This is a genomic window from Comamonas trifloxystrobinivorans (assembly GCF_043359985.1).
GTDB classification, from domain to species: domain Bacteria; phylum Pseudomonadota; class Gammaproteobacteria; order Burkholderiales; family Burkholderiaceae_C; genus Comamonas; species Comamonas trifloxystrobinivorans.
In genome coordinates this window covers 139,499-165,331 of record NZ_JBHZGV010000005.1, presented here as the reverse complement: position 1 = coordinate 165,331, position 25,833 = coordinate 139,499, and the positions used below count along the sequence as shown (strand labels likewise).

Here is a 25,833-nt window from a genome sequence, read left to right as displayed (position 1 = left end):
TCAGCGCAGATAGCTTTGCACCAGGTGCGCCCAGAAAGCCGCACCAATGGCCAGCGCCTTGTCGTTGAAGTCGTACAAAGGGTTGTGCACCATGCAGCCGCCGTCTTCGCCCACGCCATTGCCCAGGCGGATGTAGGCGCCGGGGCGTTTTTGCAGCATGTAGGCAAAGTCTTCGCTGCCCATGGTGGGCGTGCGTTCGCTCACGTTGTCTGCGCCCAGCAGGCGAATGGCGGCCTGGCGGGCGTACTCGGTTTTGGCGGGCTGGTTCACCAGCACCGGGTATTTGTGCTGGTAGTCGATCTCGCAGCTGAGCTGGTAGCTTTGGGCCTGGCCTTCGATGAACTGGCGGATGCGCTTTTCCACCAGGCTGCGCACGGCAGGATCGAGCGTACGCACGCCAATTTTGAGCAAGGCCGATTCCGGCACGATGTTATAGACCTCGCCGGCCTGGATGGAGCCCACGGTGATGACTGCGGAGTGCAGTGCGTCTATCTCGCGGGTGATGATGGCTTGCAGGCCGAGCACGATGCTGGCGGCGCATTGCATGGAATCAATGCCATGGTGCGGCATGGCGCCGTGCGCACTGCGGCCGCGCAGGGTGACGGTAACGCGGTCGAACGAGGCCATGGCCGGGCCGGCACTGATGGCCATTTTGCCCACCGGCAAACCAGGCGCGTTGTGCAAGGCGTAGATCTCGTCACAGGGAAAGAGCTCGAACAGGCCCTCGTCAACCATGCGCAGTGCGCCGCCTTCGTTCTCTTCGGCGGGCTGAAAAATCAGGTTCAAGGTGCCATCGAAATCGACCGACTCGGCCAGGTACTTGGCCGCGCACAGCAAGATGGCGGTGTGGCCGTCGTGCCCGCAGGCGTGCATTTTGCCCGGCAAGGTGCTGGCGTAATCGAGCCCGGTGCGCTCTTGGATGGGCAGCGCATCCATGTCGGCGCGGATGCCGATGCGCTTGCTGCCATTGCCTTTGACCAGTTGGCCGACGACGCCGGTGGTGCCCAGGCCGCGGTGCACGCGGTAACCCCATTGTTCCAACTTTTGCGCGACCAGATCGCTGGTTTGGCGCTCTTCAAAGGCCAGCTCGGGGTGGGCATGGATGGCCCGGCGGATGGAGACGAACTCGGGCGCTATCTGTTCGACGGCGGCCAGCAGCTGTGTGTTGGCAGGCAGGGGAGCGTTCATGGAGACCTCAGCGTGGGTGCAGCAAAGCAGACAGCCATTGTGGGAGGCAGCGGGGAAACACTTTGTCACTCAAAAGACAATCTGCCGGGCATGAAAAAACGCGCCAGCGGCGCGTTGTGCGAAGGAGCGATGGCCGGCGGGCTTATTCCACCTCGGCGATCAGCTCGATCTCGACGCAGGCGCCGCGGGGGATTTGCGCTACGCCGAAGGCGCTGCGGGCGTGGGCGCCTTTTTCGGGGCCGAAGACCTGGGCCAGCAGCTCGCTGCAACCATTGGTCACCAGGTGTTGCTCGGTGAAGTCTTCAGTGCTGTTGACCAGGCTCATGACCTTGACGATGCGCTTGACGCGGTTCAGATCGCCACCCACGGCGGCTTGCAAGGTGCCCAGCAGATCGATGGCCACCGAGCGCGCAGCTTGCTGGCCTTCCTCGGTGCTGATGTTCTTGCCCAGCTTGCCCGTCCAGGGCTGGCCGTTTTTGCTGGCGGTGTGGCCGCTGATAAAAACCAGCTGGCCAGTTTGAGCGAAAGGCGAGTAGGCGGCAGCCGGCGTGCGCACGGGCGGCAGGGTGATGTTCAGGGCTTGGAGTTGGTCGTAAACGCTCATGGCTTGTCTCGGATCAGGGCTAAAGAGGCTGGCACCAAGCGATGGCTGTCGCTCGGGCCGCGAAGCGCCGATCCTAGCAGCGCCAACGGCGTTGGCGCTATGCAAAAAAGCAGCGGCGCCATGCCGGTTAGGCATTGGCGCCGCAGTGGCGGGGTGGGGCGCTGTCAGGCCAGCTCGGCGATCAGCTCGATCTCGACGCAGGCACCCATGGGGATTTGTGCCACGCCAAAAGCGCTGCGGGCGTGGGCGCCCTTGTCGGCACCAAACACTTCGGCGAACAGCTCGCTGGCGCCGTTGGTGACCAGATGCTGCTCGGTGAAGTCACCGGTGCTGTTGACCAGGCTCATCAGTTTGACGATGCGCTTGACGCGGTTCAGATCGCCACCACAGGCGTGTTGCAGCGTGCCCAGCAGATCGATGGCCACGGCGCGTGCGGCCAGCTTGCCTTCTTCGGTGGTGATGTTGCGGCCAAACTGGGCCACCCAGGGCTTGCCATCCTTGCGGGCGATGTGGCCGCTCAGGAACACGGTGTTACCCGTCTGCACGTAGGGCACATAGGCGGCAGCGGGCACAGCCAGCGGCGGCAGGGAAATGTTCAGGGCTTGGAGTTTGTCGTAAACGCTCATGGATTCCTCAAAAGGCTGCGCCGGCAGAGCGGCGGTGGTGGAATGCGGATCTGCGAGTGTGGCATAAAAAGCGCCGCATGCCCAACTGGCGCAAAGTGAGGCGCTGCGGCCCCCACTAGCATGGCTCATGCCTTTAACCGAGCCTGTTTTGCCTGCGTACGCGCACCCCTTCGCCCCGGTGCGTGCGTATTGGCGGCCAACCTTCTGGCTGTGCGGGCTGTTGCTGGGAACGGCCTGGCAGTTGCAGCAAGCAGCATTGTGGCCTGCGTTTATCTATATCGGCTGCTTGGCCTTGGGCGTTTTGCTCAGCGTGCTTTTGCTTTTGCTGTTGCGGCCTGCGGTGCAAAGCGCTGTTGCTGATCGGCTGCTGTGCCTGGCTGCCGCAGCGGTGTTGGCGCTGGGCCAGGTGGGTTGGCGGGCAGAGCTGCAGATGCAAACCGTGCTGGAGCCGGCCCTGGAAGGCGTGGATCTGGTGCTGGAGGGGACGGTAGTGGCCATGCCATTGCCCATCGCCATCGGCCAGCGTTTTCGCCTGGCGGTCACGGGCGCGCAAATGCAGGGCCAAGCCGTGGCGGTGCCGCCGCTGGTGGATTTGGCCTGGTACCGCAGCCGCACCGCAGTGGGCGACGATGCGGAACCGGCGGAGCTGCCGCGCCTTTCTGCTGGGCAGCGCTGGCGCTTGCCCGTGCGCTTGAAAGCGCCGCACGGCAGCGCCAATCCGCATGGTTTTGACTACGAGTTGTGGATGTGGGACCAGGGCGTGCAAGCCACCGGCTACGTTCGCATGCCGCGCCAGGCCGAGGCGCCGCAGCCGCAGCTGCTGGCCAGCACGGCGGAATATCCGGTAGAGCAATTGCGCCAGCGGGTGCGCGATGCGATGGTGCAGCGCTTGCTGCCAGAGGCCACGCCGCCGCAAAGTGAGCAAGCCCGCATTGCCGGCGTGCTGGTGGCCTTGGTGACGGGCGAGCAGCGCGCCATCGACCGCGACGATTGGCGGGTGTTTCGCATTACCGGCGTGGCGCACCTGATGGCCATCTCGGGCCTGCACATCACGCTTTTTGCCTGGGTGGCTACGGCGGTACTGGGCTGGGGTTGGCGGCGCAGTGCGCGGCTGTGTCTGTGGCTGCCAGCGCCGCGCGTAGCTTTGGTAGGCGGCGTGCTGGCTGCGCTGGCGTATTCGGTTTTCAGCGGCTGGGGCATTCCGGCGCAACGCACGGTGTTGATGCTGGCCGTCGTGGTGGCGCTTAGGCTCAGCGGCCGGCAATGGCCTTGGACTGTGACCTGGCTGCTGGCCTGCGCGTGTGTGGTGCTGGTGCAGCCTGCGGCTTTGCTGCAAGCGGGCTTTTGGCTCAGTTTTTTGGCGGTGGGCATTTTGTTTGCGTCCGATGTGTCGCAACTGGCGCGCGCTGATGCAGGTCTGCGCCAGGCGACTTGGGGCGCCATGCGGCGCTTGCTGCGCGAGCAAGGCATTGTCACGGTGGCCATCACGCCTTTGTCGTTGCTGTTGTTCGGGCAGTTGTCCGTGGTGGGCTTGCTGGCCAATCTGCTGGCGATTCCCTGGGTCACCTGGGTGGTGACGCCGTTGGCTTTGCTGGGCGTTGCCGTGCCCGTGTTGTGGGATGCGGCAGCGCTTGCCATGCAACCTTTGATGGCCGCCTTGCAGTGGTTTGCCAGCTGGCCACATGCAGCGCTTTGGTTGCCGGTGGCGCCCTGGTGGGCCGCAGCGGCAGCGGTGCTGGGTGGCGTGTGGATGGCCTTGCCGCAGCCTTGGCGTTTGCGTTGTCTGGGCTTGCCTTTGTTGTTGCCAGCGCTGTGGTGGCAGCCGCTGCGGCCGGCGCCTGGCCAGTTCAGCTTGTTGGCGCTCGATGTAGGCCAGGGCCAGGCCGTGCTGGTGCAAACCGCCCGGCACAGCTTGCTGTACGACGCCGGCCCTGCCTATGGCCCCAGTAGCAATGCGGGCGACCGCGTGGTGGTGCCCACCTTGCGTGCCGTGGGCGCGGAAGCCACGGCGTCGGGCCGGCTCGACATGCTGGTACTCAGCCATGCCGATACCGACCACACTGGCGGCGCTGCGGCAGTGCTGGAACAGCTCAAACCGGTGCAAGCCATGGGCTCGTTGTTGGCCAGCGAGCGCGATCACCTGGGGCTGGCGCAACTGCGGCCCTGGCAGGATTGCGTGGCCGGCATGGCCTGGGATTGGGATGGCGTGCGGTTCTCGGTGCTGCACCCATTCAGTGTCTTGCCCGAGGTGGAGCCGCCGGCTGGCGAGGCAGGGGCTGCCCGGCGCGGGCGCGATGGCCTGCGCTCCGGCAATGGCAGCAGTTGTGTGCTGCGCGTGCAAGCTGCCCCCGCCACGCCAAGCCAGGCGGGGTCTGTGGCGCTCCTAGTGGGCGATTTGGAAGCGCCGCAAGAGCGTGCATTGTTGCTTGCCCAGGCAGAGCAAGCAGAGGCTGCAAGCCAGGCTTTACGCGCTGATTTTTTGCTGGTGCCGCACCATGGCAGCAACACCTCGTCGAGCGTTGCTTTTCTGGCGGCCGTGCAGGCGCGCTGGGCACTGGTGCAAAGCGGCTACCGCAACCGCTTCAACCACCCAACGCCCAAAATAGTGCAGCGCTATGCCGACGCGCAGATTCCGCTCACCAGCACAGTGCAGTGTGGTGCGGCATGGTGGCGCTCGGACGAGCCGCAAGCCTTGCAGTGCCAGCGTTGGCAGCGACGCCACTACTGGCAGCACCAGTTGGCACCAGAGCAGGGCGTGCACCAAGGTGGTGCTGTGCACGCAACACCTGTGTCGGAAATTGTTAATTTCAATCCTGCTTTGCAGGACGATGAAGGTTAGTACCTACCGGCGGCTGGCCTGAAACTTGCTAAGCTCTTTGGGCGAGAAAGGACAAGCCGATGCAGAAATTCGACGAGATGTACCAGGGCCTGCCATACGCAGCGGGCGCGGAGAGGGCGCATTACCAGAGCTATGCCAAGTGGTTGCAGCAGCAGCCTTTCGACCGGATGCAGGCCTTGCGCGAAGAGGCTGAGCTGGTGTTCCGCCGGGTAGGTATCACCTTTGCGGTGTACGGCGAAAAGGACGAGGACGGCTCGGGCACCGAGCGCCTGATTCCGTTTGACCTGATTCCGCGCATCATCCCCGCGCACGAGTGGGCGCAGATGCAAAAAGGCCTGGTGCAGCGCGTGACCGCGCTCAACCGCTTTATCCACGACGTCTACCACGAGCAGGAGATTCTCAAGGCCGGCATCGTGCCACGCGATCTGGTGCTGGACAACAGCCAGTACCGGCCCGAGATGCAGGGCGTGAACGTGCCGCTCGACATTTACGCGCACATTGCCGGCATCGACATCGTGCGCGCCGCCGACGCAGATGGCAGCGGCACCTACTATGTGCTGGAAGACAACTTGCGCGTGCCCTCCGGCGTGTCTTACATGCTGGAGAACCGCCGCATGATGATGCGCCTGTTCCCCGGACTGTTCAGCAGCCACGCAGTGGCGCCGGTGGCCCACTACCCGGATTTGCTGCTGGACACCTTGCGTGCCAGCGCGCCGGCGCATGCCGTCAACAACCCGACGGTGGTGGTGCTGACGCCGGGCATGTACAACAGTGCGTATTTCGAGCACGCCTTTCTCGCCCAGCAAATGGGCGTGGAGTTGGTGGAAGGCCAAGACCTGGTGGTGCGCGACGATGTGCTGTACATGCGCACCACGCAAGGTCTGCAGCGGGTCGATGTGATCTACCGCCGAGTGGACGACGATTTTCTCGACCAGACCGTGTTCCGCCCCAATTCCACCTTGGGTTGCGCCGGCCTGATGCAGGCTTACCGCAAGGGCAATGTCGCCATCTGCAATGCAGTGGGCACGGGTGTGGCGGACGACAAATCGGTTTACCCGTATGTACCGGACATGATTCGCTTCTACCTGGGCGAAGAAGCCATCTTGAAAAACGTGCCCACCTGGATGTGTCGCAAGCCCGACGATCTGGCCTATGTGCTCGACCACCTGGACGAGCTGGTGGTGAAAGAAGTACACGGCGCCGGCGGCTACGGCATGCTGATCGGCCCAGCTTCCACGCGTGCGCAGATCGAGGAGTTCCGCGCTGCCTTGCTGGCCAAGCCGAGCGGCTACATTGCGCAGCCCACGCTCAGCCTGTCGAGCAGCCCGACCTATGTGGAAAGCGGCATTGCGCCGCGCCATATCGACCTGCGCCCGTTTGTGCTCAGCGGCAAACAGGTGCAAATGGTCCCCGGCGGCCTGACGCGCGTTGCGCTCAAAGAGGGCTCGCTGGTCGTCAACTCGTCCCAGGGCGGCGGCACCAAAGACACCTGGGTGTTGCGCAGCCCGGACGACGATTACAGCGAATGGGAGGGCGGGCCGCAATAAGCCCAGGGCCTGTTGCCACCCCCGCCAACATACAAGAAGACAGAAAGAATTTGCCTATGCTGAGTAGAACCGCTGACCACCTTTATTGGATGTCTCGTTATACGGAGAGAGCGGAGAATACCGCTCGCATGTTGAACGTCAGCTACGAAACCTCGATGCTGCCGCAGTCTGCTTCTGCTGCCACCAAGGCTTGGCAGAGCGTGCTTTCGATCAGCGAGCTGCTGCCCGCCTATTACCAGCGCCATGAAGAGGTAACGCTGGAAGGCGTGCTGCACTTCATGGTGCGCGACGAGACCAACCCCTCGTCCATCTACTGCTGCCTGCAGGCGGCACGCGAGAACGCCCGCGCCGTGCGCGGCGCGCTGACGACCGAAGTCTGGGAGACGCAGAACCTGACCTGGCTCGATATGAACCGCCTGTTCAAGGCCAAGAAGTTCGAGACTGATCCGGCCAAGTTCTTTGAGTGGGTGAAGTACCGCTCGCACCTCTCGCGTGGCGTGTCTTTGGGCACCATGCTGCAAGACGATGCTTTCCGCTTTGTGCGCCTGGGCACTTTCCTGGAGCGGGCCGACAACACGGCGCGCTTGCTGGATGTGCGCTTTCATGCCATCAAGAGCGACTACCACGGCAACCACTTGCCGGGCAAAGGCAATGCGCAGTTTGACTTCTACCACTGGAGCGCCATCTTGCGCAGCGTCTCGGCATTCGAGGTGTACCGCAAGGTTTACCGCAACGTCATCACGCCCGAGCGGGTGGCCGAGATGCTGATTCTGCGGCGCGACATGCCGCGCTCCTTGCATGCCTGCATGGCCGAGGTGGTGCAAAACCTGGAGGCCGTGGCCAACGACCACTCGGCCGAAACCCAGCGCCAGGCCGGCTTGCTGTTGGCCGAGCTGCAATACGGCCGCATCGACGAGCTGCTGGCTACCGGCTTGCACGCTTATCTGGTGCATTTTCTGGAACGCGTTCACGCGCTGGGTGGCCGCATCAGCGCTGATTTTTTGGCGACCTCCGACCAATAAGTCCAAGCAGGGCAGAAAAAAGCAAAGGGCGCCTGGTGCGCCCTTTGTGCTGTTGGCAGCGGCTGTTTGCCGGTTGGCAATTGCCGCTTGCTGCTGGCTTACTCGATCTCGCCCATCATCGACTGCAGGAAGTTCTGCACGCCGACCTTTTCGATCAGGTCGATATGGGTTTCCAAAAAGTCGATGTGCTCTTCGGTGTCGTCCAGGATCTTTTGCAGCAGATCACGCGAGACATAATCGCGCACCGATTCGCAGTGCTGGATACCGTCCTTGATGGTGGCTTGCGCGGCCAGCTCCAGGCGCAGGTCGCAGGCCAGGGCTTCGGGCACGTCTTCGCCGATCTGCAGCTTGCCCAGGTCTTGCAGGTTGGGCAGGCCGTCGAGCATGAAGATGCGGTCCATCAGCCAGTCGGCGTGCTTCATCTCGCCGATCGACTCTTCGTATTCCTTCTTGGCCAGCTTGTCAAAGCCCCAGTGCTTGTACATGCGGTAGTGCAAAAAGTACTGGTTGATGGCGGTGAGTTCGTTTTTCAGCTGGGCTTGCAAAAAGCCGATGACCTTGGGATCGCCTTTCATGGAGGACTCCTTCTCGTTGGGGGTTCTGGGAATGGGCTCTATTGTGCGGCTGAAAACGCCGTGCGCCAAACCGCGCGCCGCCTAATCCCGCAGGCTGGCGGTTGGGCTGCGTGTAAGCCTGAGTCGTGTTCTCATTTGACAGTGCGCAGGCGCGCCTGCATGATGCCGTGGTTTGTCAAAAAGCAATCCTGCTGTCACAGCGTTGTGCTAACTTGCACCGCAGGCCGCAGCGGCCCGTGCAGGCTTGCAAATTTGGCAAGCGCCCCCATATAGAAAGCTGCTGGGCTTGGTGATTTTGAAAATAGCTTTTACAAATTAATGTAATCAATTTAATTGAATAGATTAATTTTCTGCTTTTCCCTACACTAATCCCTGTCAAACGTTTTTACTAACCAGAAGGAAACAGCAATGTCCGTACTCAACAGCAAAATCAAGCCATTCACCGCGCAAGCCCTGAAGAACGGCAAGTTCATCGAAGTGACCGAGAAGGACGTCCTGGGCAAGTGGGCCGTGTTCTTCTTCTACCCTGCTGACTTCACCTTCGTGTGCCCCACCGAACTGGGCGACGTGGCTGATCACTACGCAGAACTGCAAAAAATGGGCGTGGAAGTGTATTCCGTCTCCTGCGACACCCACTTCGTGCACAAGGCATGGCACGACGCTTCGGAAACCATCGGCAAGATCCAGTACACCATGCTGGGCGACCCTACCTGGCAAATCGCTCAGAACTTCGACTGCCTGCGTGAAGGCCAAGGTCTGGCAGACCGCGCTACCTTCATCGTCGACCCAGAAGGCGTGATCCAAGCCATGGAAATCACCGCCGAAGGCATTGGCCGCGACGCCAACGACCTGCTGCGCAAGGTCAAGGCAGCTCAGTACGTGGCTTCGCACCCTGGTGAAGTTTGCCCCGCCAAGTGGAAGGAAGGCGAGAAGACCCTGGCTCCTTCGCTGGACCTGGTCGGTAAGATCTAAGCGTTTACGCACAGCTATTCCGTAAGTAGCTATTGACGCCCGGGTGCCTGGCGCCCGGGCTTTGTTTTTTCAAAAAACTAGAAATCACTGTCCGTTCGTAGAAAAGTCAAAGGAAGATCCATGCTCGACACCACCATGAAAACCCAATTGAAAGCGTACTTGGAGCGTCTGACCAAGCCCGTCGAGCTGGTGGCAACCCTGGGCGATGACGCCAAGTCGCAAGAAGTGCGCGAGCTGCTCGCCGACATCAAGGAACTGAGCGACAAAATTACCGTGGTCGAGAAGAACGACGCCGACGAGCGCAAGCCGTCTTTCTTGATCACCAACCCTGGCGTCGATACCGGTGTGCGTTTCGCCGGTGTGCCGCTGGGCCATGAATTCACCTCGCTAGTGCTGGCGCTGCTGCATGTGGGCGGCCACCCATCCAAGGAATCGGCCGATCTGCTCGAGCAAGTCAAGAACATCGACACGCCGCTGCATTTCGAGACCTACTACTCGCTGTCCTGCCACAACTGCCCGGACGTGGTGCAGGCGCTCAACCTGATGGCCGTGCTCAACCCCAAGATCACGCACACCGCGATTGACGGTGGCATCTTCCAAAAAGAAGTGGAAGAGCGTGGCGTGATGGGCGTGCCCACCGTGTTCGTGAACGGCAAGAACTTCGGCCAAGGCCGCATGGAACTGGCCGAGATCGTGGCCAAGGTCGACACCGGTGCTGCTGCCCGTGAAGCCGCCAAAATCTCCGCCAAGGAGGCGTTTGACGTGCTGGTCATCGGCGGTGGCCCTGCTGGCGCAGCGGCTGCCATTTATGCAGCGCGCAAGGGTATCCGCACCGGTATCGCTGCCGACCGCATTGGCGGCCAGATGCTGGACACGGTGGACATCGAGAACTTCATCTCGGTCAGTAAGACCGAAGGCCCCAAGCTGTCTGCCGCCATGGAAAACCATATCCGCGATTACGAAGTGGACATCATGGGCCAGCAGCGCGGCGCCAAGCTGACGCCTGCCAGCACCGAAGGCGGCCTGATCGAAGTGCAGACCGAGACCGGCGCCACGCTCAAGGCCAAGACCGTGATCCTCTCGACCGGTGCCCGCTGGCGCAACATGAATGTGCCCGGTGAAGAGCAGTACCGCACCAAGGGCGTGACCTACTGCCCACACTGCGACGGCCCGCTGTTCAAGGGCAAGGATGTGGCGGTGATCGGTGGCGGCAACTCGGGTATCGAGGCGGCCATCGACCTGGCCGGTGTGGTCAAGAGCGTGACGGTGCTGGAGTTCGCTCCCGAGCTCAAGGCCGACGCGGTGCTGCAGAAAAAGCTGGCCACATTGCCCAATGTGAAGGTGATCCTGAACGCCCAAACCACCGAAGTGAACGGCGACGGCAAAAAGGTGAACGGTATCACCTACAAGGACCGCACCAACGACGAGATCAAGCACGTGGCGCTGGAAGGCATCTTTGTGCAAATCGGCTTGCTGCCCAACACCGATTGGCTCAAGGGCACGGTCAACCTGACGCGTTTTGGCGAGATCGAGATCAACGCCCGGGGCGAAACCAATGTACCCGGCGTGTTTGCGGCTGGCGACTGCACGAACGTGCCGTACAAGCAGATCATCATCGCTGCCGGCGCTGGTGCCACCGCTGCACTGTCGGCCTTTGACCACCTGATTCGCCACTAAGGCAGAGGCAGCTGCCGGGCATGCTTTGAGGGCGTGCTGGCAGCGGTCGAAACAGGCATAAACACACTCTTTTCAGGGCTGCAGATTTGCAGCCCTTTTTTTTGCGGCACCGGAAGCACAGGCGCAAAAAAACGGCCCGCAGGCCGTTTAGGTACGTGAGAGCAGGGCGCGATCAGCCTTGCTTGCCGATCAGCAGATACTCCATCAGCGCCTTTTGCACGTGCATGCGGTTTTCCGCTTCGTCCCAGACGACGGACTGCGGGCCGTCGATCACGTTGGCCATCACTTCTTCACCGCGGTGGGCAGGCAGGCAGTGCATGAAGAGCGCGTCCTTCTTGGCGACGGCCATCATCTCCTGGTCTACGCACCAGTCGGCAAAGGCTTTTTTGCGCTTTTCGTTCTCTTCTTCGTAGCCCATGCTGGTCCAGACGTCGGTGGTCACCAGATCGGCGTCCTTGCAGGCGTCCATCGGGTTGTCGAAGATCTGGTAGCAATCCTTGTTGTGGGCACGGCCGCTGAAGGCCAGCTTCTCATCGATCTCGTAGCCGCTGGGCGTGCTCACGTGCACCTTGAAGCCCAGCAGGTTGGCCGCCTGCAGCCAGGTGTTGGCCATGTTGTTGCCGTCGCCCACCCAGGCCACCGTCTTGCCGGCGATCGAGCCGCGGTGCTCCACATAGGTGAAGATGTCGGCCAGGATCTGGCAGGGGTGGAACTCATTGGTCAAGCCGTTGATGACGGGCACGCGCGAGAACTCGGCAAAACGCTCGATGCGGTCTTGGCCGAAGGTGCGGATCATCACCAGGTCGGTCATGCGACTGATGACGCGGGCGCTGTCCTCGATCGGCTCGGAGCGGCCGAGCTGGCTGTCGTTGCTGGTCAGGTGCACGACCGAGCCGCCGAGCTGGTACATGCCAGCCTCAAAGCTCACGCGCGTGCGGGTGCTGGCCTTTTCAAAAATCATGGCCAGGGTGCGGTCCGCCAGCGTGTGGTGGGTCACATAGCCCTTGAACTTTTGCTTGATCAGCGCTGCGCGCTTGAGCAGGTAGTCGTACTCGTCGGCGGTGAAGTCTTGGAATTGCAGATAGTGTTTCATAAGGCTCAGGCTCTGATTATTTGCCTGCCAAAAATGCTTTGACCAGTGGCACCAGCTTGGCCACGATTTCGTCGGCTTCGGCTTCCGTCAGGATCAGCGAAGGCACGAGGCGGATCACGGTATCGGCGGTCACGCTGAACAGCAGACCGGCTTCGACCGCGCCGCGGGTGATCAGCTCGCCGCAAGGCTTGTTCAGCTCCACGCCGATCATCAGGCCCTGGCCGCGCACTTCCACAAAACCGTCGGTACCGGCCAGCGCCTTGTTCAGCGCGGCCTTCAGATAGTCGCCCACCTTGGTGGCGTTTTCCAGCAGCTTTTCTTCTTCCATGATGCGGATGGTTTCGACACCAGCGCGCATGGCCAGCGGGTTGCCGCCAAAGGTGGTGCCGTGGTTGCCAGGCTGGAACACCTTGGCAGCACGTGGGCCTGCCACAACCGCGCCGATAGGCACGCCCGAGCCCAGGCCCTTGGCCAGCGACATCACGTCAGGCAGGATGCCTGCCCATTGGTGGGCAAACCACTTGCCGGTGCGGCCCATGCCGGCCTGGATTTCGTCCACCACGAACAGCCAGTCCTTGGCGTCGCACAGCTCGCGCACCTGCTTCATGAAATCAGCGCGCATGGGGTGCAGGCCACCTTCGCCCTGGATGGGCTCCATCATCACGGCGACGATGTTGGGATTGCCTTCGGTGGCATCCTTCAGTGCGCCAATGTCGTTGGCGGGCACGCGCAAAAAGCCCTCAAGCAGCGGGCCAAAGCCGTTGCGTACTTTGGGATTGGCGGTGGCGCTCATGGTGGCCATGGAGCGGCCGTGGAAAGCGTGGTCGAACACCACGATCACCGGCTTTTCAATGCCCTTGTCCACGCCGAACTTGCGCGCGATCTTGATCGCCGCTTCGTTCGCTTCCAGGCCGGTGGAGCAGAAGAAGGCGTTGGTCATCTTCGAGCGTTCCACCAGCAGGGCGGCCAGCTTTTCCTGGCCGGGCACGTAGTAGTAGTTGCTGGTGTGGATCAGCTTGGTCATCTGGTCGTGCAGCGCTGCGACCAGCTTGGCATGGTTGTGGCCCAAGGTGTTGACGGCAATGCCGCCCAGGGCGTCGAGGTATTCCTTGCCGTTCACGTCCCAGACTCGCACGCCCTGGCCTCGCTCCAGTGCGACTGGCACGCGGCCATAGGTAGTCATCACATGGGGCTCGGAAGGCTTGACGATGTCGTTCATGGGGAATCTCCACAAAAAAATGAATAAAAATCCGCCGGAGACGGCACAATGCGGCCCTGACTGCCAGCGGATGACCCATTCTAGGGGCTGACCGGGCTTGCACTAGTGAAGAATGCGCATCACTGCATTGCGCAAGTGCTTTTTGTGGTGTCTATACGCTGTGCGGCAATAAAGCCCGGCGGCATCCGCCCATTGTGTAGATGGTGCGGGCCTGGGCTCTGATGATGGAGGGTGGCGAGCGAGAGCGCTCTGTTGTCCATGCAATCTATGCAAGACTTGCATTTCGTCATGTTCTGGTCTTATAGACCTTGTATGCTTATCTCTTATATAAGAGTTAAAATAGCACTTTCCCCCAAGGCAGCGATCCTGTCTTGCAGGTCACTATAGAGGCTCCCGGCACATGGTTTCTCCGTCATCTCCAGAGGTTTTCATTTTGGGCATCACCCAAAATGGCAAGACATTCCGCCCCAGCGACTGGGCGGAGCGCTTGGCGGGGGTGATGAGCCAGTTTCGTCCCGGCGGCGCCCGCCCAGGCAGCCATCTGGGCTATTCGCCCTGGTGCATTCCCACCACGATGAACGGCGCCAAGTGCGTCATCGTCAAGCGCGAGTTGCAGGCGCACGAGCCCATGGCCTGGGATTTTGTGATGAACTTTGCCCGCGACAATGATTTGCAGACCAGCGAGGCCTGCCTGATCCCCGAAGAAACCCCCGTCACCAAGGCCTGATCCGTCAGGCCGTTTTTTTAGGCGCTTCAAGGATTTCTGGGGCGCGCAAGTGTGGCGGCGAAGTCGGTCTCAATGCCTATTTGGGCAGTCTTCGTTTTGGGTTGGTGATATGAACCCGTATGCTTTGTTGCTGCGGGGCAGGCCATCCTGGTCTTGCCGTACAGATGTACTGTCTGCGCCCGGGTGGCCGGCCCCGCCAGACGTCGCGCCTACGGGTCCATCTCACCACTGTGGTGGGTGATTCCAGTGCCCGCTTCACTGCAAAGCGATGTTGTTTGAATACCGGGTTATGGAGGACTTGTCTTCACCGGCGATTCGGGAAGTGCCTTTTCTTGGGTGAGTTTGAAAGACCAGCATGACTTGGTGGATGTAGCGCTCTGCATCCAGTATTCCCGAGCCCCAATGAAAAAAGCCGTCTTTCGACGGCTTTTTCGTATCTGTCAGCGCACCCGGTCAAACGCGGGCAGGGGTCCTGCCCGAGCGATGGCCTAAGTGATTAGGCGGCCAGGGCCAGGGCTTTCACCTTGGCGGCAATGCGGCTCTTATCGCGAGCGGCCTTGTTCTTGTGGAAGATGCCCTTGTCGGCGATGGTATCGATCACCGATTGAGCCTTCGCGAACAGTTCGGTGGCCTTGGTCTTGTCGCCAGCGGCAACAGCCTTTTCCACGTTCTTCACTGCGGTGCGGTACTTCGAACGCAGCGAGGTGTTGGCTGCGTTCAGCTTGACGTTCTGGCGGGCGCGCTTGCGGCCAGATGCCAGGCGGGGGTTCTTCTTGACTGGCTTAGATGCCATGATGTTCTATTCCTTGTTTAAGTCTGTGGATGATGACAGAGAGCCTGCGATTATAGCGCGCCACACTACAGATTTCCAGAAGCCTGCTGATAACCCCACGCTGCCCGGCTACACTGCGCGGGTGTCTCTGTTCAAAGCCGCCTCCACCGTCTCCTTGTTCACGCTGCTCTCGCGCGTGACCGGGCTCGCCCGCGATCTGCTGATGGCCACCATGTTTGGTGCCAGCGCGCTGACCGATGCCTTCAATGTGGCATTTCGCATTCCCAATCTGTTCCGGCGGCTGTTTGCCGAAGGCGCTTTCAGCCAAGCCTTTGTGCCGGTGCTGGCCACCACTTTGGCCAAAGAAGGCGAAGAGCGCACGCGCCAGTTGGTCTACAGCGTGGCCACGGTCCTGTTCTGGATTCTGGTGGTCACCTGCGTTGTGGGTGTGGTGGCCGCGCCTGCTTTGGTGTGGCTGCTGGCCAGCGGTTTGCGCAAAAACCCGGAAAGCTACGACGCGGCCGTGCAGATGACGCGCTGGATGTTTCCGTACATCGGCTTCATGTCGCTGGTGGCGCTGGCCGCTGGCGTGCTCAACACCTGGAAGCGCTTTGTGGTGCCGGCTTTCACGCCGGTGCTGCTCAATGTGAGCATGATCGTGGCCGCCATGGCCCTGGCGCCGTGGATGCGCAGCCGCGGTATCGAGCCCATTTATGCCATGGCGGTGGGCGTGATGGTGGGCGGCGTGCTGCAACTGGCCATCCAGTTTCCGGCGCTGCGCAAAATCGCCATGCTGCCGCGTGTGTCGTGCCGCCCATCGGTAATCCGCGAGGCGTGGCGCGATGCCGGCGTGCGCCGCATTCTGGCGCTGATGGCGCCGGCCTTGCTGGGCGTGGGTGTGGCGCAGATCTCGCTGATGATCAACACCCAGATCGCTTCTTATTTGACGCCGGGCAGTGTCACCTGGCTGTTCTATGCCGACCGCCTGATGGAGTTTCCCACCGCCTTGCTGGGCGTTGCTTTGGGCGTGGTGCTGACACCGCAGCTCTCGGCGGCCAAGGCGGCCGGCGACGATGCGCGCTATGGCGCCATGCTCGATTGGGGCTTGCGTATGGTGGTGTTGCTGGCCATGCCTTGTGCCGTGGGTCTGCTGGCATTTGCCAAGCCCTTGGTGGCGGTGCTTTTCCATTACGGCGCGCTCAAGGCGTCTGATGTAGGTCAGATTGCACTGGCTTTGCAAGGTTATGGCATCGGCCTGCTGGCCATGGTGGCCATCAAGGTGTTGGCGCCGGGCTTTTATGCCAGCCAGGATATTCGCACCCCGGTGAAGATCGCCATCTGCGTGCTGGTCATCACCCAGCTGCTCAATATCGCCCTTGTGCCGGGCTTTGCGCATGCCGGTCTGGCGCTGTCGATCGGCCTGGGCGCCATTGTGAACGCGCTGTGGCTGCTGTTCGGCCTGATCCGTCGCGGCAGCTACCAACCGCAGCCAGGCTGGGCCATCTTTTTTGCTCGCGTGGTGCTGGCAGCGGCGCTGCTGGCCATCTTTTTGCTCTGGGGCGCGCAAACCCTCGATTGGGTGGCGCTGGGCGCCGAGCGGCTCAAGCGCGTGGGTTGGCTGGTGCTGTGGCTGGGTGGCTCGGTGCTGCTGTACTTTGGCGTGCTGGCCTTGTCGGGCATGAAATTGCGCAGCCTGCTCAAGCGCTGAACCGCGTACCCAGCGCGCTGGATGGGGCGCGCACGCAACAGTTGGTGACAGTTGTCGCGTTCGGCTGCGCATGCGATGCTATACATTGTGGCTATGGCGCAAGCAGCGCAGCAGGCGCGCCAGCAAGCGGTGATGGCACCGGGGCGCTGCAGTTGGGATGTCTATGGATTTCAGCTTTTCCGTCCCCACCCCGTTGGAGCATTTCGAGTCGCTGGTGCAAAGCGACGAGCATTTCCCGCTGCTCGAAGCGGCGGCGGCCGTGGCTTGCATCGAGTATCCGCAACTCGATATTCAGCAAGTGGTCAACGAGGTCGACCAGTTGCTCGGCCAATTGCGCGCCAGCCGTGACGCCAACAGCCGCAGCGCCTTGACCCGCCTGAAAGCCCTGAACCACCATTTCTATGCCGACTGGGGCTTTCAAGGCAATCCCAATGATTTCTATGCACCCGACAACAGCTGCCTGAACGCGGTGCTGCACCGCCGCCGTGGCATCCCGGTGTCGCTGGCGGTGATCTGGCTGGAGCTGGCGGCCGAGCTGCAGTTGCCGGCGCATGGCATCTGCTTCCCAGGTCATTTCTTGCTTAAGGTCAGCGTGGCCGAAGGGCAGATTGTGCTCGATCCGCTCTCGGGCCAGTCTTTCTCCAGCAGCATGTTGGCTGAAATGCTCGAGCCCATGCAAAAGGCTTTCCACCGCGTCGATGAGGACGATGTGCCGCTGGGCCTGTATCTGCAGGCGGCCAGCTCGCGCGACATTCTGGTGCGCATGCTGGCCAACCTCAAAGAAATCTACCGCAGTGACAAGGCCTGGGCCAAGCTGATCGAGGTGCAAAACCGATTGGTGATCTTGCAACCGACCGAGTGGACGGAATTGCGCGACCGCGGTCTGGCCTATGCCGAACTGGGCGTGCACGACCGGGCGCGCGAAGACCTGCAGCAATACCTGAACCAGAGCGGCGCACCCGAGGATGCAGCGCAAATTCGCGCCGCCTTGCTGGAGTTACAACGAATGTAACAAACGCCGGTTTTTTGACATGAGACTGTCATGTATCTGTCATGCAAAAACGGCAATATAGCTGCCATCAGGGGAAATGAGTGCTGCTATGAAGGACCGATTTGGAATTGCACCGGAAGATGTCATGCACAAAATTGCGCGTGATGTCATGGACGACTACGACGAGTCGCTGGAGCTGGAGATGGAAGACGGCTTGCTTGGCGCGCCGTTCGCTGCCAGCTTGGGCGAAGCTGATTACAAGTATTTCCGCGAGCTGCTGCGCCTGCAGGGCGAGCTGGTGAAGCTGCAAGACTGGGTGCAGCACACCGGCCAAAAAGTGGTGGTGTTGTTTGAAGGGCGCGATGCGGCCGGCAAAGGCGGCGTGATCAAGCGCATCACCCAGCGCCTCAACCCCCGCGTGGTGCGCGTGGCCGCCTTGCCCGCGCCCAACGACCGAGAGCGCACGCAATGGTATTTCCAGCGCTATGTGGCGCATTTGCCGGCGGCCGGCGAGATCGTGCTGTTTGACCGCAGCTGGTACAACCGCGCTGGCGTAGAAAAAGTCATGGGCTTTTGCACCAGCGAGCAGTACGAAGAGTTCTTCCGCTCCGTGCCCGAGTTCGAGAAGATGCTGGTGCGCTCAGGCATCCGGCTGGTGAAATACTGGTTCTCGATCAGCGATGAAGAGCAGCACCTGCGCTTTTTGGGCCGCATCCACGACCCGCTCAAGCAGTGGAAGCTCTCGCCGATGGATCTGCAAAGCCGCGTACGCTGGGAAGAGTACACCAAGGCCAAAGAGGTGATGCTGGAGCGCACCCACATCGCCGAAGCGCCTTGGTGGCTGGTGCATGCCGACGACAAGAAAACGGCCCGCCTCAACTGCATTGCCCACCTGCTGTCGCAAGTGCCCTACCAAGAGGTGGAGCACGAAAACGTGGTGCTGCCCGACCGTGTACGCCACCCCGATTACACGCGCCAGCCGGTGCCCGCCTCGATGTACGTGCCTGAGATTTATTGAGCCTGCCTGGCTTAAGCAGCTGCACAGCAAAACGCCTCGTCAAGTGACGAGGCGTTTTGTTTGGGGCTGCTGGAAGCTGCTCGGTGGCTCAAATCAACCGCGCTGCAAACAGTTCTTTTTTCAAGTAGGCGTAGAACAGTGGCGCCGCCACCAGGCCGGCGGGGCCAAAAATGGCTTCGGCGACGAACATCACGCTCAGCAGCTCCCACACGCCCATATGGGTTTTGGCGCCCACCACTTTGGCGTTGATCAGGTATTCGGCCTTGTGGATCAGCACCAGAAAAGCCAGGCAGGCCACGGCGGTCAGCGGCGAGACTGAGAGGCCGACGGTGGTGATGACGGCATTGCAGATCAGGTTGCCGACGATGGGGATCAGGCCGCCAAAAAAGGTCAGCATGATCAGCGCGCCGCTGTAGGGCAGACGCATGTTCAGCATGGGCAAGATGGCCAGCAGGAAGATGGCAGTCAGCGCCGTGTTGAAAGCGGCAATCCAGAACTGGGCGGCCACAATCTGGCGGAAAGCATCGCCAAAGCGCTGCACGCGCAACTGCAATTGGTAAGAGAGCGGCGCATGCGAATGGCGGCCGTGGCGCACGGCGGCCAAGGAGCCAATGAGCAAACCGACAAAAGCGTAGAGCAAACCGGCCAGCCAGGAGCGACCCATGATGGCAATGGCGCCGGCTTTGGTGCTCAGGTATTCGGCTGCGCGCTGCTGCAGCTCTTGCGCTCCGTCGGGCAGGATGCTGGCTATCTCTGGGGGCAGCTTGCCGCGCAGGTCCAGCAAGGTGCGGGACATGGAGTCGAGCATTTCGCGGTACTGTGCGGGCGCATTGAGCAGATAGCCTTGCGAGTGGATCAGGCCCAGCGTGACCAGCACCACGGGCACCACCAGCACCAGGGTAACGGCCAGATACTCGGTCCAGCGCGGCGGCGGTACATGCAAAGAGCGGGGCTGGCGGCTGAGCTCGATGATTTTGCGCACCAGAAACTGGGTCAGCGTATAGCCTACGCAGGCAGCGAGCAGGCCGACCAGCAAACCATTGAGCATGATCAGCAGCAGCGCACCGCCCATCAGCAGATAGGACGCCAGGCGGACCCCCCAATGGGCCGGCGGCGGGCGCCAGAAATGCGGGCTCTCATGCGCCTCGGCCATGCCGCTGCTGGGCAGGTTGCCGGTGGGAGGAGTGGGTGGCACGGCGGAATCCAAATGCATGGTTGCCAAGATAAAGGTCGTGGGCTGGATGCGGCCAGCCCACCGGGGCAGGTGGCTTTTCAGCCGCCTGCCGGTGGCGCGCAGCTTAGCGCACGGTGACGGCAGCGCCTTCGCCGCGGGGGCCGATGCTGCCGATGGTGTAGACCTGCTCGCCCAGCGCGGCGAAGGCTTGCTTCACGGCTTCTGCGCTCTCAGCGGACACCACCACGACCATGCCGATGCCGTTGTTGAAGGTGCGGTTCATCTCGATATCGTCGATGCCGGCCGTCTTTTGCAGCCAGGCGAACAGCTCGGTCTGGGGCCAGCTGCCCTTGATCAGTTGCGCGCCCAGGCCTTCGGGCAGCACGCGTGGAATGTTCTCCAGCAGGCCGCCACCGGTGATGTGGGCCAGCGCCTTGATGGGCTGCTCGGCCAGCACCTGCAGCACGTTTTTCACGTACAGGCGGGTGGGCTCCATGATGGCGTTCTTGAAAGGCTTGCCGTCCAGCGTGGCAGGAATGCTGCCTTGCGCTTCGGCGCGATCGATACACTTGCGCACCAGCGAGAAGCCGTTGGAGTGCACGCCGTGCGAGGCCAGGCCCAGCACCACGTCGCCGGCTTGCACGTTCTGGCCGCTCAGGATCTTGCTCTTTTCGACTGCGCCGACGGCAAAGCCGGCCAGGTCGTATTCGCCATCAGGGTACATGCCGGGCATTTCAGCGGTTTCGCCGCCGATCAGTGCGCAGCCCGAGAGCTCGCAACCCTTGGCAATGCCGCCCACCACGGCGGCTGCCGTGTCCACGTCGAGCTTGCCGCAGGCGAAGTAATCCAGAAAGAACAGCGGCTCGGCGCCTTGCACCAGCACGTCGTTCACGCTCATGGCCACCAGGTCGATACCCACCGTATCGTGCATGTTCCACTCAAAAGCCAGCTTGAGCTTGGTGCCCACGCCGTCGGTGCCCGACACCAGCACCGGCTCCTTGTAGCGCTTGGGCACTTCGAACAGGGCGCCAAAGCCGCCGATGCCGGCCATCACGCCTTCGCGCATGGTTTTCTTGGCCAGCGGTTTGATGCGCTCCACCAGCGCGTCGCCTGCGTCGATATCAACGCCGGCATCTTTGTACGAGAGAGGGGTAGAGGTAGTAGAGGAGCTCATGGAGGCAACAACAAAGGCAAAATGGCGGAATCCCGTCGGTTGCGGGCCCGAAGCTGCGATTCTATGCCGCCGGGCATACCCTATGCCAGCACAAGCCCGTGCAATGTGTGCGGATCGCCGCGCCGGCCCCGCTTTCGCCACGGAAATCGGCCTTTTGCCTTGGTGGCGGCCCGCATCCGTCTAAAATCAACGGGTTTGCGTGCAGCCGCTGGCCGGCTCGCGCCCCGATTGACCTTACCGCTGTTCATCAACGCTTTCATGCGTGTTCCATTCGCTTTGCCCATTGTTGCCCGTGCAGGCCTTGCCTTGCAGGGGGCTGTGTGCCATGCAGGAGCGCGGGCATGAAGCAAATGGCTCTGGATCTGGGACTGGCCCCCGGGCCGAGCCTGAGCCGATTTTTCCCCGGCTCCAACCAGGCGGCGCTGGAGCACCTGCGCCTGCAGGTGGGCGAAGGCTGGGGCATGCCGCGCTCGCCGGTGCCTACTTATCTGTGGGGCGAGACCGGTTGCGGCAAAAGCTATTTGCTGCGTGCCGTGGCCGAAGCCTTGCGTGAGCAGGGCGGCAGCGTGGGCTGGCTCGATGCTTCGACCCGTTTCCCCAGTGCTTTCAACGAGCGCTGGTCGGCGGTGATTTTGGACGAGGTGCATTTTTACAACCCGGTGCAGCAGGCGGCGGCCTTCAACTGGTTCGTCAACGCCACCAGCCCGGCCACTGGCGCGCGGCGCTGGGTGCTGGCGGCGGGCGAGTTGCCGCCTTCGGACCTGAAGCTGCGCGACGATCTGCGCACCCGGCTGGGCTGGGGCGAGATTTACCAGCTGCACCTGCTGACCGAGGAGCAGCGCCGGGGCGTGCTCAAGGACGAGGCGCAACAGCGTGGGCTGACTCTGCCCGACGATGTGATGGACTACATGCTCAAGCGGTTCTCGCGCGACCTGGGCAGCCTGATGCAGCTGCTCGACCATCTGGACAATTTTGCGCTGCGCAACAAACGGGCTCTGACGATCCCATTGCTCAAAGACATGCTGGAGACGGAATGATTCCGGCCCCGGCCCAACCGAGATGAATTGATGAATACCACTGCTGGTACCCGCCCACGGCTCGCGCTGTTCGACCTGGACCACACCCTGCTGCCGCTTGATTCGGACTACGAGTGGGGCGAGTTCACGCTGCGCCAAGGCTGGTGCGACAAGCAAGAGTTCGGCAGCCGCAACGCGGCTTTCTTTGCCGACTACCAAAAAGGCACGCTCGACATCCACGAGTACGTGCGCTTTGCCACCGAAGCCATTCGCAAGCTGGGCCGCGAACAGGCCGACGCTGCGCATGAAGTGTTCATGCGCGAAGTGATCGAGCCCAATATTCAACCCGCTGCACGTGCGCTGCTGCAGCAGCACCGCGATGCGGGCGACACCATTGTCATCGTCACGGCCACCAATGAGTTTGTTACCCGCCCCATCGCCAAGGCGCTGGGTGTGGAGCACTTGCTGGCGGTAGATCTGGAGCGCGATGCATCGGGCTGGATCACCGGCGAGATCGTGGGCGTGCCCACCATGCGTGTGGGCAAAGTCACGCGCATGGACGCCTGGCTGGCCGAGCGCGGCCTGGATTGGGACGGCGTGGAAAGCACTTTCTACAGCGATTCGATGAACGACGTGCCGCTGCTCGAAAAAGTGAACACACCCGTGGCCACCAACCCCGACGCGCGTCTGCGCCAACTGGCCACCGAACGCGGCTGGCGCGTACTGGATTTGCTGGAGCCGCAAGCATGATCAAGACCATCATCGACAAACTGCTGGGCAAAGGCACGGCTTCTGCCAAACCGAAAAACCCGTTTGGCAAGCGCGAGGAAGTGCCGGTCGAAGTGCACGGCATTGACCCCAAGCTGGTAGATCGCCGCGCCATCGATGTGTGCAGCACGCTCAAGGAAGCAGGTTTTGAGGCCTACATCGTGGGCGGCGCCGTGCGCGACCTGCTGCTGGGCCTGCGCCCCAAGGATTTTGACGTGGCCACCAACGCCACGCCCGAGCAGGTGAAAAACCTGTTCCGCCGTGCCTTCATCATTGGTCGGCGCTTTCGCATCGTGCACGTGGTTTATGGCCGTGGACGCGAGAACGAGGTGATCGAGGTCACCACTTTCCGCGCTTTCCTCGACAGCTCCAAGGCCGAGCATGTGCAGGGCAATGAGAAAACCAGCAAGGCCGCACTGGCCGGCATGAAGCTGGCGGTGGACGAGAGCGGCCGCGTTCTGCGCGACAACGTCTGGGGCCCGCAAAACGAAGATGCGGCGCGGCGCGACTTCACCGTCAACGCCATGTACTACGACCCGCAGACGCAGATCGTGGTCGATTACCACAAGGGCATCCGCGACGCGCAAAAACACGTGCTGCGCATGATCGGCGACCCGGCCACGCGCTACCGCGAAGACCCGGTGCGCATCATCCGCGCGGTGCGCTTTGCCGCCAAGCTCAGCAAAAAGGGCTTCACGATCGATCCCAAAACCGCCAAGCCGCTGGTCGAGTGCGCCTCCTTGCTGCAAGAAGTGCCGCAAAGCCGCATGTTCGACGAAATGCTCAAGCTCCTGCAGACGGGTCACGCGCTGGCCTCGATCGAGCAACTGCGCGGCCTGGGTCTGGCCAAAGGCATTTATCCGCTGCTCGATGTGGTGGTGGAGCGTGCCGATCTGCCCTTTGTGCAAGCCGCGCTGATGGACACCGACCGCCGCGTGGGCGAAGGCAAGAGCGTGGCGCCGAGCTTCCTGCTGGCCTGCGTGCTCTGGCAAGACGTGAAGGCCGGCTGGGATTCGCGCATGAACCGGGGCGAACATCCGTATCCGGCCTTGCAAGACGCGATTGACGATGTGTTCAACCACCGCATCGGCGATGTGTCGGGCCGTGGCAAGCTGGCCGCCGACATGCGCGAGATCTGGGTGATGCAGCCGCGCTTTGAAAAGCGCACCGGCAGCACGCCGTTCGGCATGATTGCGCAAGCGCGCTTCCGCGCCGGCTTTGATTTTCTGCGCCTGCGCGCCGATGTGGGCGAGGTGGACGAAGCCCTGGCCAACTGGTGGCAAGAGTTCCAGCAGGCCGACGAAGCGCGCCGCGAAGACCTGATTGCCCAGGTGCGCGAAGAGCAACGCGCCAAACAAAAAAGCGCTGGCGGCGGCACCAAGCGCCCCGCCAAGAAAGCGGCTCCTGCCAAGGCGCCGAGCGCCGATGCCGAAAGCGGCGATTTGGACGCGGTGGTGCAGAACGCGCTGGACGATGGCAGTCCGCTCGATGCTCCCGCCAAAAAGCGCCGCCGTCGCCGCCGCAAGCCCAATGGCGCGGGCAGCGCTGGCGCTGCGGCTGAGTAAGCCAGCCCAGGCCTTTGTTGCCAACGCTTGCTGGGCGGGCGTTGGCAGCTTGCAAAACCATGATTCCCCAAAACATTGAAGCAGCCAGCTTGGCTCTGCCCGCAGACGCTGGCGATGCAGCACCTGCGCCCGGTCAGGCTGTGCGTGCCTGGATTGGCCTGGGCGCCAACCTGGGCGACCGTGGCTTGGCCATGCGCCAGGCATTGCAGCATTTGCACCAAGAGGCCGGTGTAGCGGTGGCACAAGTGTCATCGCTGTACGCCAGCAAGCCGGTAGATTCGGATGGGCCAGACTACCTGAACGCGGTGGCGCAGCTGACCACCACGCTCTCGGCCCATGCGCTCTTGCTGGTGCTGCAGCGGCTGGAATTGGATGCTGGCCGCGAGCGCCCGTACCGCAACGCGCCACGTACTTTGGACCTCGATCTGCTGCTGTACGCCAGCCGGGATACAGCCATTGCCATGCCTGATTTGCTGGTGCCGCATCCGCGCATGTGGCAGCGTGCTTTTGTCCTGGCGCCTTTGCAAGAGCTGCAGCCCGCCTGGGTCAGCGCAGAGCAATTGCAGCCCTTGCTGGAGCAAGGCGTTGCGCCTGCGCAAGGCCCGGCCTGGGCTGGATTCGCGGCGGCTTAACCGGCGCTGGCAGGCGCCATCGGTGTTGTTGGCGCTGCAGGCGCCGGGCAATCGAGAATGCGAAAATCCTTGGGCAACTGCAGCTGTGCCAGGTCTTCTCTGGTGGCGTAAATCGACGCCGTCCAAGACATGGTGGACGGTGTGTTGTCCATCAACACCCGGTTTTGCATGGGGCCGAGGAAGAGGCCAATGCCCGGCACATCGGCATTGCCGCAGCGCACGCGCGGGTTGAAATCCTGTTCTTTGGCGATCAGATAGCTTTTCTTTGCCATCAGGTCGTCGCTAAAGCGCAGGTGGATGAAGAGCAGCGAAAGCAAACCAATCAAGGCGCCCGAAAGCATGATGGCGGCCTTGAGTTTGGACACCGGCGAGCGCTGGTGTCGGTTTTGCCGCACGTAGCGCAGAACGTGCACCAGGCTCCAGAGTACGGCGATCACCATCAGCGGGCGGCTGAGGATGAACATCTGCACAAAGGTGAGAATCTGCGAGGAACTGCTGAACACCGACGGGTCCACGCCGTACACGCTGTTGAGCAAAATGCCGGCCTGCATGGAAGCCTGCGTGTACATGAACCAGACAAACACCGCCAGTGCGGCCTGCGACGACCACTGCCCGCCCACCATCTTGGACAGTGGCGAATGGCCGATATAGGCCACCACATAAAACACCAGCAGCACCACACCAAACCAGAACAGGTAGGCCGAGGTGGCCTGCATCCAGGCGTAATGCGCGCGCGCCATCAGATCGCCCAGCACAAACACCAGAAACAGGCCGGTCATGCCGATCAAGGCCAGCGTGATGCTGCGGTGGCGCAGCTCGTGCAGGGCTTTTTCGTCGGCACTGGCCGGTGCCGGCGCGTTGTTGTGTGGCTGGGGCGGGGTGGCGGTCATTCCGGTTCTGGTTGCACGCTGTTGGCGATGCTTATG

Annotated in this window: 23 protein-coding genes; 13 read left to right on the top strand and 10 right to left on the bottom strand. The window is 62.0% G+C overall.

The genetic code is table 11. The features are described from left to right. From ACFIQF_RS07175 to ACFIQF_RS07165, 3 genes are all read right to left on the bottom strand, one after another. The gene (locus tag ACFIQF_RS07175) at positions 1-1,188 is read right to left on the bottom strand and encodes a M20 aminoacylase family protein (RefSeq protein WP_393941488.1); all 1,188 of its coding nucleotides are present in this window, start codon (positions 1,186-1,188) and stop codon (positions 1-3) included. Positions 1,189-1,330: 142 nt separating this feature from the next. Next, on the bottom strand, positions 1,331-1,792 hold the full coding sequence (locus ACFIQF_RS07170) for a RidA family protein (protein WP_393941486.1): 462 nt from the start codon (positions 1,790-1,792) through the stop codon (positions 1,331-1,333). Positions 1,793-1,956: 164 nt separating this feature from the next. Continuing rightward, on the bottom strand, positions 1,957-2,418 hold the full coding sequence (locus ACFIQF_RS07165; protein WP_393941484.1) for a RidA family protein: 462 nt from the start codon (positions 2,416-2,418) through the stop codon (positions 1,957-1,959). A 127-nt stretch (positions 2,419-2,545) separates the two neighbouring features. On the opposite strand from ACFIQF_RS07165, the gene ACFIQF_RS07160 reads away from it, so the two are divergent. The 3 genes from ACFIQF_RS07160 to ACFIQF_RS07150 are packed head-to-tail and all read left to right on the top strand — an operon-like array spanning position 2,546 to position 7,826. Beyond that, positions 2,546-5,257, top strand: a complete 2,712-nt coding sequence (locus ACFIQF_RS07160) for a DNA internalization-related competence protein ComEC/Rec2 (RefSeq protein ID WP_393941482.1) — start codon at positions 2,546-2,548, stop codon at positions 5,255-5,257. Between the two features lie 59 nt (positions 5,258-5,316). Continuing rightward, positions 5,317-6,804 carry a circularly permuted type 2 ATP-grasp protein gene (locus tag ACFIQF_RS07155; protein WP_393941480.1) on the top strand — a complete coding sequence of 496 codons (1,488 nt, stop codon included), beginning with the start codon at positions 5,317-5,319 and terminating at the stop codon, positions 6,802-6,804. A gap of 56 nt (positions 6,805-6,860) precedes the next feature. Further along, the gene (locus ACFIQF_RS07150; protein WP_393941478.1) at positions 6,861-7,826 is read left to right on the top strand and encodes an alpha-E domain-containing protein; all 966 of its coding nucleotides are present in this window, start codon (positions 6,861-6,863) and stop codon (positions 7,824-7,826) included. Positions 7,827-7,924: 98 nt separating this feature from the next. On the opposite strand, the gene bfr is transcribed toward ACFIQF_RS07150, so the two are convergent. Continuing rightward, positions 7,925-8,401, bottom strand: a complete 477-nt coding sequence (gene bfr / locus ACFIQF_RS07145) for a bacterioferritin (protein WP_393941477.1) — start codon at positions 8,399-8,401, stop codon at positions 7,925-7,927. Positions 8,402-8,809: 408 nt separating this feature from the next. Between bfr and ahpC the strand changes: the two genes are divergently transcribed. After that, positions 8,810-9,373 carry an alkyl hydroperoxide reductase subunit C gene (ahpC, locus tag ACFIQF_RS07140; RefSeq protein ID WP_393941476.1) on the top strand — a complete coding sequence of 188 codons (564 nt, stop codon included), beginning with the start codon at positions 8,810-8,812 and terminating at the stop codon, positions 9,371-9,373. Between the two features lie 120 nt (positions 9,374-9,493). After that, positions 9,494-11,050: an alkyl hydroperoxide reductase subunit F gene (gene ahpF / locus ACFIQF_RS07135; protein ID WP_393941474.1), complete on the top strand. Its 1,557-nt coding sequence runs from the start codon at positions 9,494-9,496 to the stop codon at positions 11,048-11,050. A 172-nt stretch (positions 11,051-11,222) separates the two neighbouring features. Here ahpF and argF read toward each other — a convergent pair whose 3' ends face one another. Both argF and ACFIQF_RS07125 read right to left on the bottom strand, forming a co-directional pair. Then, positions 11,223-12,143: an ornithine carbamoyltransferase gene (gene argF / locus ACFIQF_RS07130; protein WP_393941472.1), complete on the bottom strand. Its 921-nt coding sequence runs from the start codon at positions 12,141-12,143 to the stop codon at positions 11,223-11,225. Positions 12,144-12,159: 16 nt separating this feature from the next. Continuing rightward, positions 12,160-13,362, bottom strand: a complete 1,203-nt coding sequence (locus ACFIQF_RS07125) for an aspartate aminotransferase family protein (protein ID WP_393941470.1) — start codon at positions 13,360-13,362, stop codon at positions 12,160-12,162. Positions 13,363-13,762: 400 nt separating this feature from the next. Here ACFIQF_RS07125 and ACFIQF_RS07120 point away from each other — a divergent pair, with 400 nt between their 5' ends. Continuing rightward, entirely contained in the window at positions 13,763-14,089 is a 327-nt protein-coding gene (locus tag ACFIQF_RS07120; protein ID WP_393941468.1) for a DUF3579 domain-containing protein, read from the top strand. 496 nt (positions 14,090-14,585) lie between these two features. On the opposite strand, the gene rpsT is transcribed toward ACFIQF_RS07120, so the two are convergent. Further along, positions 14,586-14,882: a 30S ribosomal protein S20 gene (gene rpsT, locus ACFIQF_RS07115; RefSeq protein ID WP_393941466.1), complete on the bottom strand. Its 297-nt coding sequence runs from the start codon at positions 14,880-14,882 to the stop codon at positions 14,586-14,588. Between the two features lie 121 nt (positions 14,883-15,003). Here rpsT and murJ point away from each other — a divergent pair, with 121 nt between their 5' ends. From murJ to ppk2, 3 genes are all read left to right on the top strand, one after another. Continuing rightward, the gene (murJ, locus tag ACFIQF_RS07110) at positions 15,004-16,569 is read left to right on the top strand and encodes a murein biosynthesis integral membrane protein MurJ (RefSeq protein ID WP_393941464.1); all 1,566 of its coding nucleotides are present in this window, start codon (positions 15,004-15,006) and stop codon (positions 16,567-16,569) included. A gap of 157 nt (positions 16,570-16,726) precedes the next feature. After that, positions 16,727-17,581, top strand: a complete 855-nt coding sequence (locus tag ACFIQF_RS07105) for a SirB1 family protein (protein WP_393941463.1) — start codon at positions 16,727-16,729, stop codon at positions 17,579-17,581. Between the two features lie 88 nt (positions 17,582-17,669). Beyond that, complete coding sequence (gene ppk2 / locus ACFIQF_RS07100) at positions 17,670-18,578, top strand: polyphosphate kinase 2 (RefSeq protein WP_393941461.1); 909 nt, start codon at positions 17,670-17,672, stop codon at positions 18,576-18,578. Between the two features lie 88 nt (positions 18,579-18,666). On the opposite strand, the gene ACFIQF_RS07095 is transcribed toward ppk2, so the two are convergent. Continuing rightward, positions 18,667-19,731: an AI-2E family transporter gene (locus tag ACFIQF_RS07095; protein WP_393941723.1), complete on the bottom strand. Its 1,065-nt coding sequence runs from the start codon at positions 19,729-19,731 to the stop codon at positions 18,667-18,669. Between the two features lie 145 nt (positions 19,732-19,876). Next, positions 19,877-20,926 (bottom strand): phosphoribosylformylglycinamidine cyclo-ligase, encoded by a 1,050-nt coding sequence (gene purM, locus ACFIQF_RS07090; protein ID WP_393941459.1) that lies wholly within the window; start codon positions 20,924-20,926, stop codon positions 19,877-19,879. A 341-nt stretch (positions 20,927-21,267) separates the two neighbouring features. On the opposite strand from purM, the gene hda reads away from it, so the two are divergent. From hda to folK, 4 genes are read left to right on the top strand one after another with little or no spacing between them, the layout of a single operon-like run. Continuing rightward, positions 21,268-21,963 (top strand): DnaA regulatory inactivator Hda, encoded by a 696-nt coding sequence (gene hda, locus ACFIQF_RS07085; protein ID WP_393941457.1) that lies wholly within the window; start codon positions 21,268-21,270, stop codon positions 21,961-21,963. Positions 21,964-21,993: 30 nt separating this feature from the next. Beyond that, positions 21,994-22,692 carry a histidinol-phosphatase gene (locus tag ACFIQF_RS07080; RefSeq protein ID WP_393941455.1) on the top strand — a complete coding sequence of 233 codons (699 nt, stop codon included), beginning with the start codon at positions 21,994-21,996 and terminating at the stop codon, positions 22,690-22,692. Beyond that, entirely contained in the window at positions 22,689-24,275 is a 1,587-nt protein-coding gene (gene pcnB, locus ACFIQF_RS07075; RefSeq protein WP_393941453.1) for a polynucleotide adenylyltransferase PcnB, read from the top strand. Before ACFIQF_RS07080 ends, pcnB begins: the two co-directional genes overlap by 4 nt. Before the next feature lie 59 nt (positions 24,276-24,334). After that, positions 24,335-24,907: a 2-amino-4-hydroxy-6-hydroxymethyldihydropteridine diphosphokinase gene (gene folK, locus ACFIQF_RS07070; protein WP_393941451.1), complete on the top strand. Its 573-nt coding sequence runs from the start codon at positions 24,335-24,337 to the stop codon at positions 24,905-24,907. Here folK and ACFIQF_RS07065 read toward each other — a convergent pair. Beyond that, complete coding sequence (locus ACFIQF_RS07065) at positions 24,904-25,797, bottom strand: hypothetical protein (RefSeq protein WP_393941449.1); 894 nt, start codon at positions 25,795-25,797, stop codon at positions 24,904-24,906. The two genes, folK and ACFIQF_RS07065, sit on opposite strands and share 4 nt — an antisense overlap. Positions 25,798-25,833: the final 36 nt, after the last annotated feature.

Bases quoted from the DNA above. Each gene is read 5' to 3' on its own strand.
- ACFIQF_RS07165 (WP_393941484.1), bottom strand. From the start codon at position 2,418: ATGAGCGTTTACGACAAACTCCAAGCCCTGAACATTTCCCTGCCGCCG.
- ACFIQF_RS07120 (WP_393941468.1), top strand. From the start codon at position 13,763: ATGGTTTCTCCGTCATCTCCAGAGGTTTTCATTTTGGGCATCACCCAA.
- ACFIQF_RS07150 (WP_393941478.1), top strand. From the start codon at position 6,861: ATGCTGAGTAGAACCGCTGACCACCTTTATTGGATGTCTCGTTATACG.
- purM (WP_393941459.1), bottom strand. From the start codon at position 20,926: ATGAGCTCCTCTACTACCTCTACCCCTCTCTCGTACAAAGATGCCGGC.
- rpsT (WP_393941466.1), bottom strand. From the start codon at position 14,882: ATGGCATCTAAGCCAGTCAAGAAGAACCCCCGCCTGGCATCTGGCCGC.
- pcnB (WP_393941453.1), top strand. From the start codon at position 22,689: ATGATCAAGACCATCATCGACAAACTGCTGGGCAAAGGCACGGCTTCT.
- ACFIQF_RS07095 (WP_393941723.1), bottom strand. From the start codon at position 19,731: ATGGCCGAGGCGCATGAGAGCCCGCATTTCTGGCGCCCGCCGCCGGCC.
- bfr (WP_393941477.1), bottom strand. From the start codon at position 8,401: ATGAAAGGCGATCCCAAGGTCATCGGCTTTTTGCAAGCCCAGCTGAAA.
- ACFIQF_RS07170 (WP_393941486.1), bottom strand. From the start codon at position 1,792: ATGAGCGTTTACGACCAACTCCAAGCCCTGAACATCACCCTGCCGCCC.
- ACFIQF_RS07080 (WP_393941455.1), top strand. From the start codon at position 21,994: ATGAATACCACTGCTGGTACCCGCCCACGGCTCGCGCTGTTCGACCTG.
- argF (WP_393941472.1), bottom strand. From the start codon at position 12,143: ATGAAACACTATCTGCAATTCCAAGACTTCACCGCCGACGAGTACGAC.
- ACFIQF_RS07175 (WP_393941488.1), bottom strand. From the start codon at position 1,188: ATGAACGCTCCCCTGCCTGCCAACACACAGCTGCTGGCCGCCGTCGAA.
- ACFIQF_RS07160 (WP_393941482.1), top strand. From the start codon at position 2,546: ATGCCTTTAACCGAGCCTGTTTTGCCTGCGTACGCGCACCCCTTCGCC.
- ahpF (WP_393941474.1), top strand. From the start codon at position 9,494: ATGCTCGACACCACCATGAAAACCCAATTGAAAGCGTACTTGGAGCGT.
- ACFIQF_RS07105 (WP_393941463.1), top strand. From the start codon at position 16,727: ATGTCTATGGATTTCAGCTTTTCCGTCCCCACCCCGTTGGAGCATTTC.
- ahpC (WP_393941476.1), top strand. From the start codon at position 8,810: ATGTCCGTACTCAACAGCAAAATCAAGCCATTCACCGCGCAAGCCCTG.
- ACFIQF_RS07065 (WP_393941449.1), bottom strand. From the start codon at position 25,797: ATGACCGCCACCCCGCCCCAGCCACACAACAACGCGCCGGCACCGGCC.
- ACFIQF_RS07155 (WP_393941480.1), top strand. From the start codon at position 5,317: ATGCAGAAATTCGACGAGATGTACCAGGGCCTGCCATACGCAGCGGGC.
- hda (WP_393941457.1), top strand. From the start codon at position 21,268: ATGAAGCAAATGGCTCTGGATCTGGGACTGGCCCCCGGGCCGAGCCTG.
- ACFIQF_RS07125 (WP_393941470.1), bottom strand. From the start codon at position 13,362: ATGAACGACATCGTCAAGCCTTCCGAGCCCCATGTGATGACTACCTAT.
- ppk2 (WP_393941461.1), top strand. From the start codon at position 17,670: ATGAAGGACCGATTTGGAATTGCACCGGAAGATGTCATGCACAAAATT.
- folK (WP_393941451.1), top strand. From the start codon at position 24,335: ATGATTCCCCAAAACATTGAAGCAGCCAGCTTGGCTCTGCCCGCAGAC.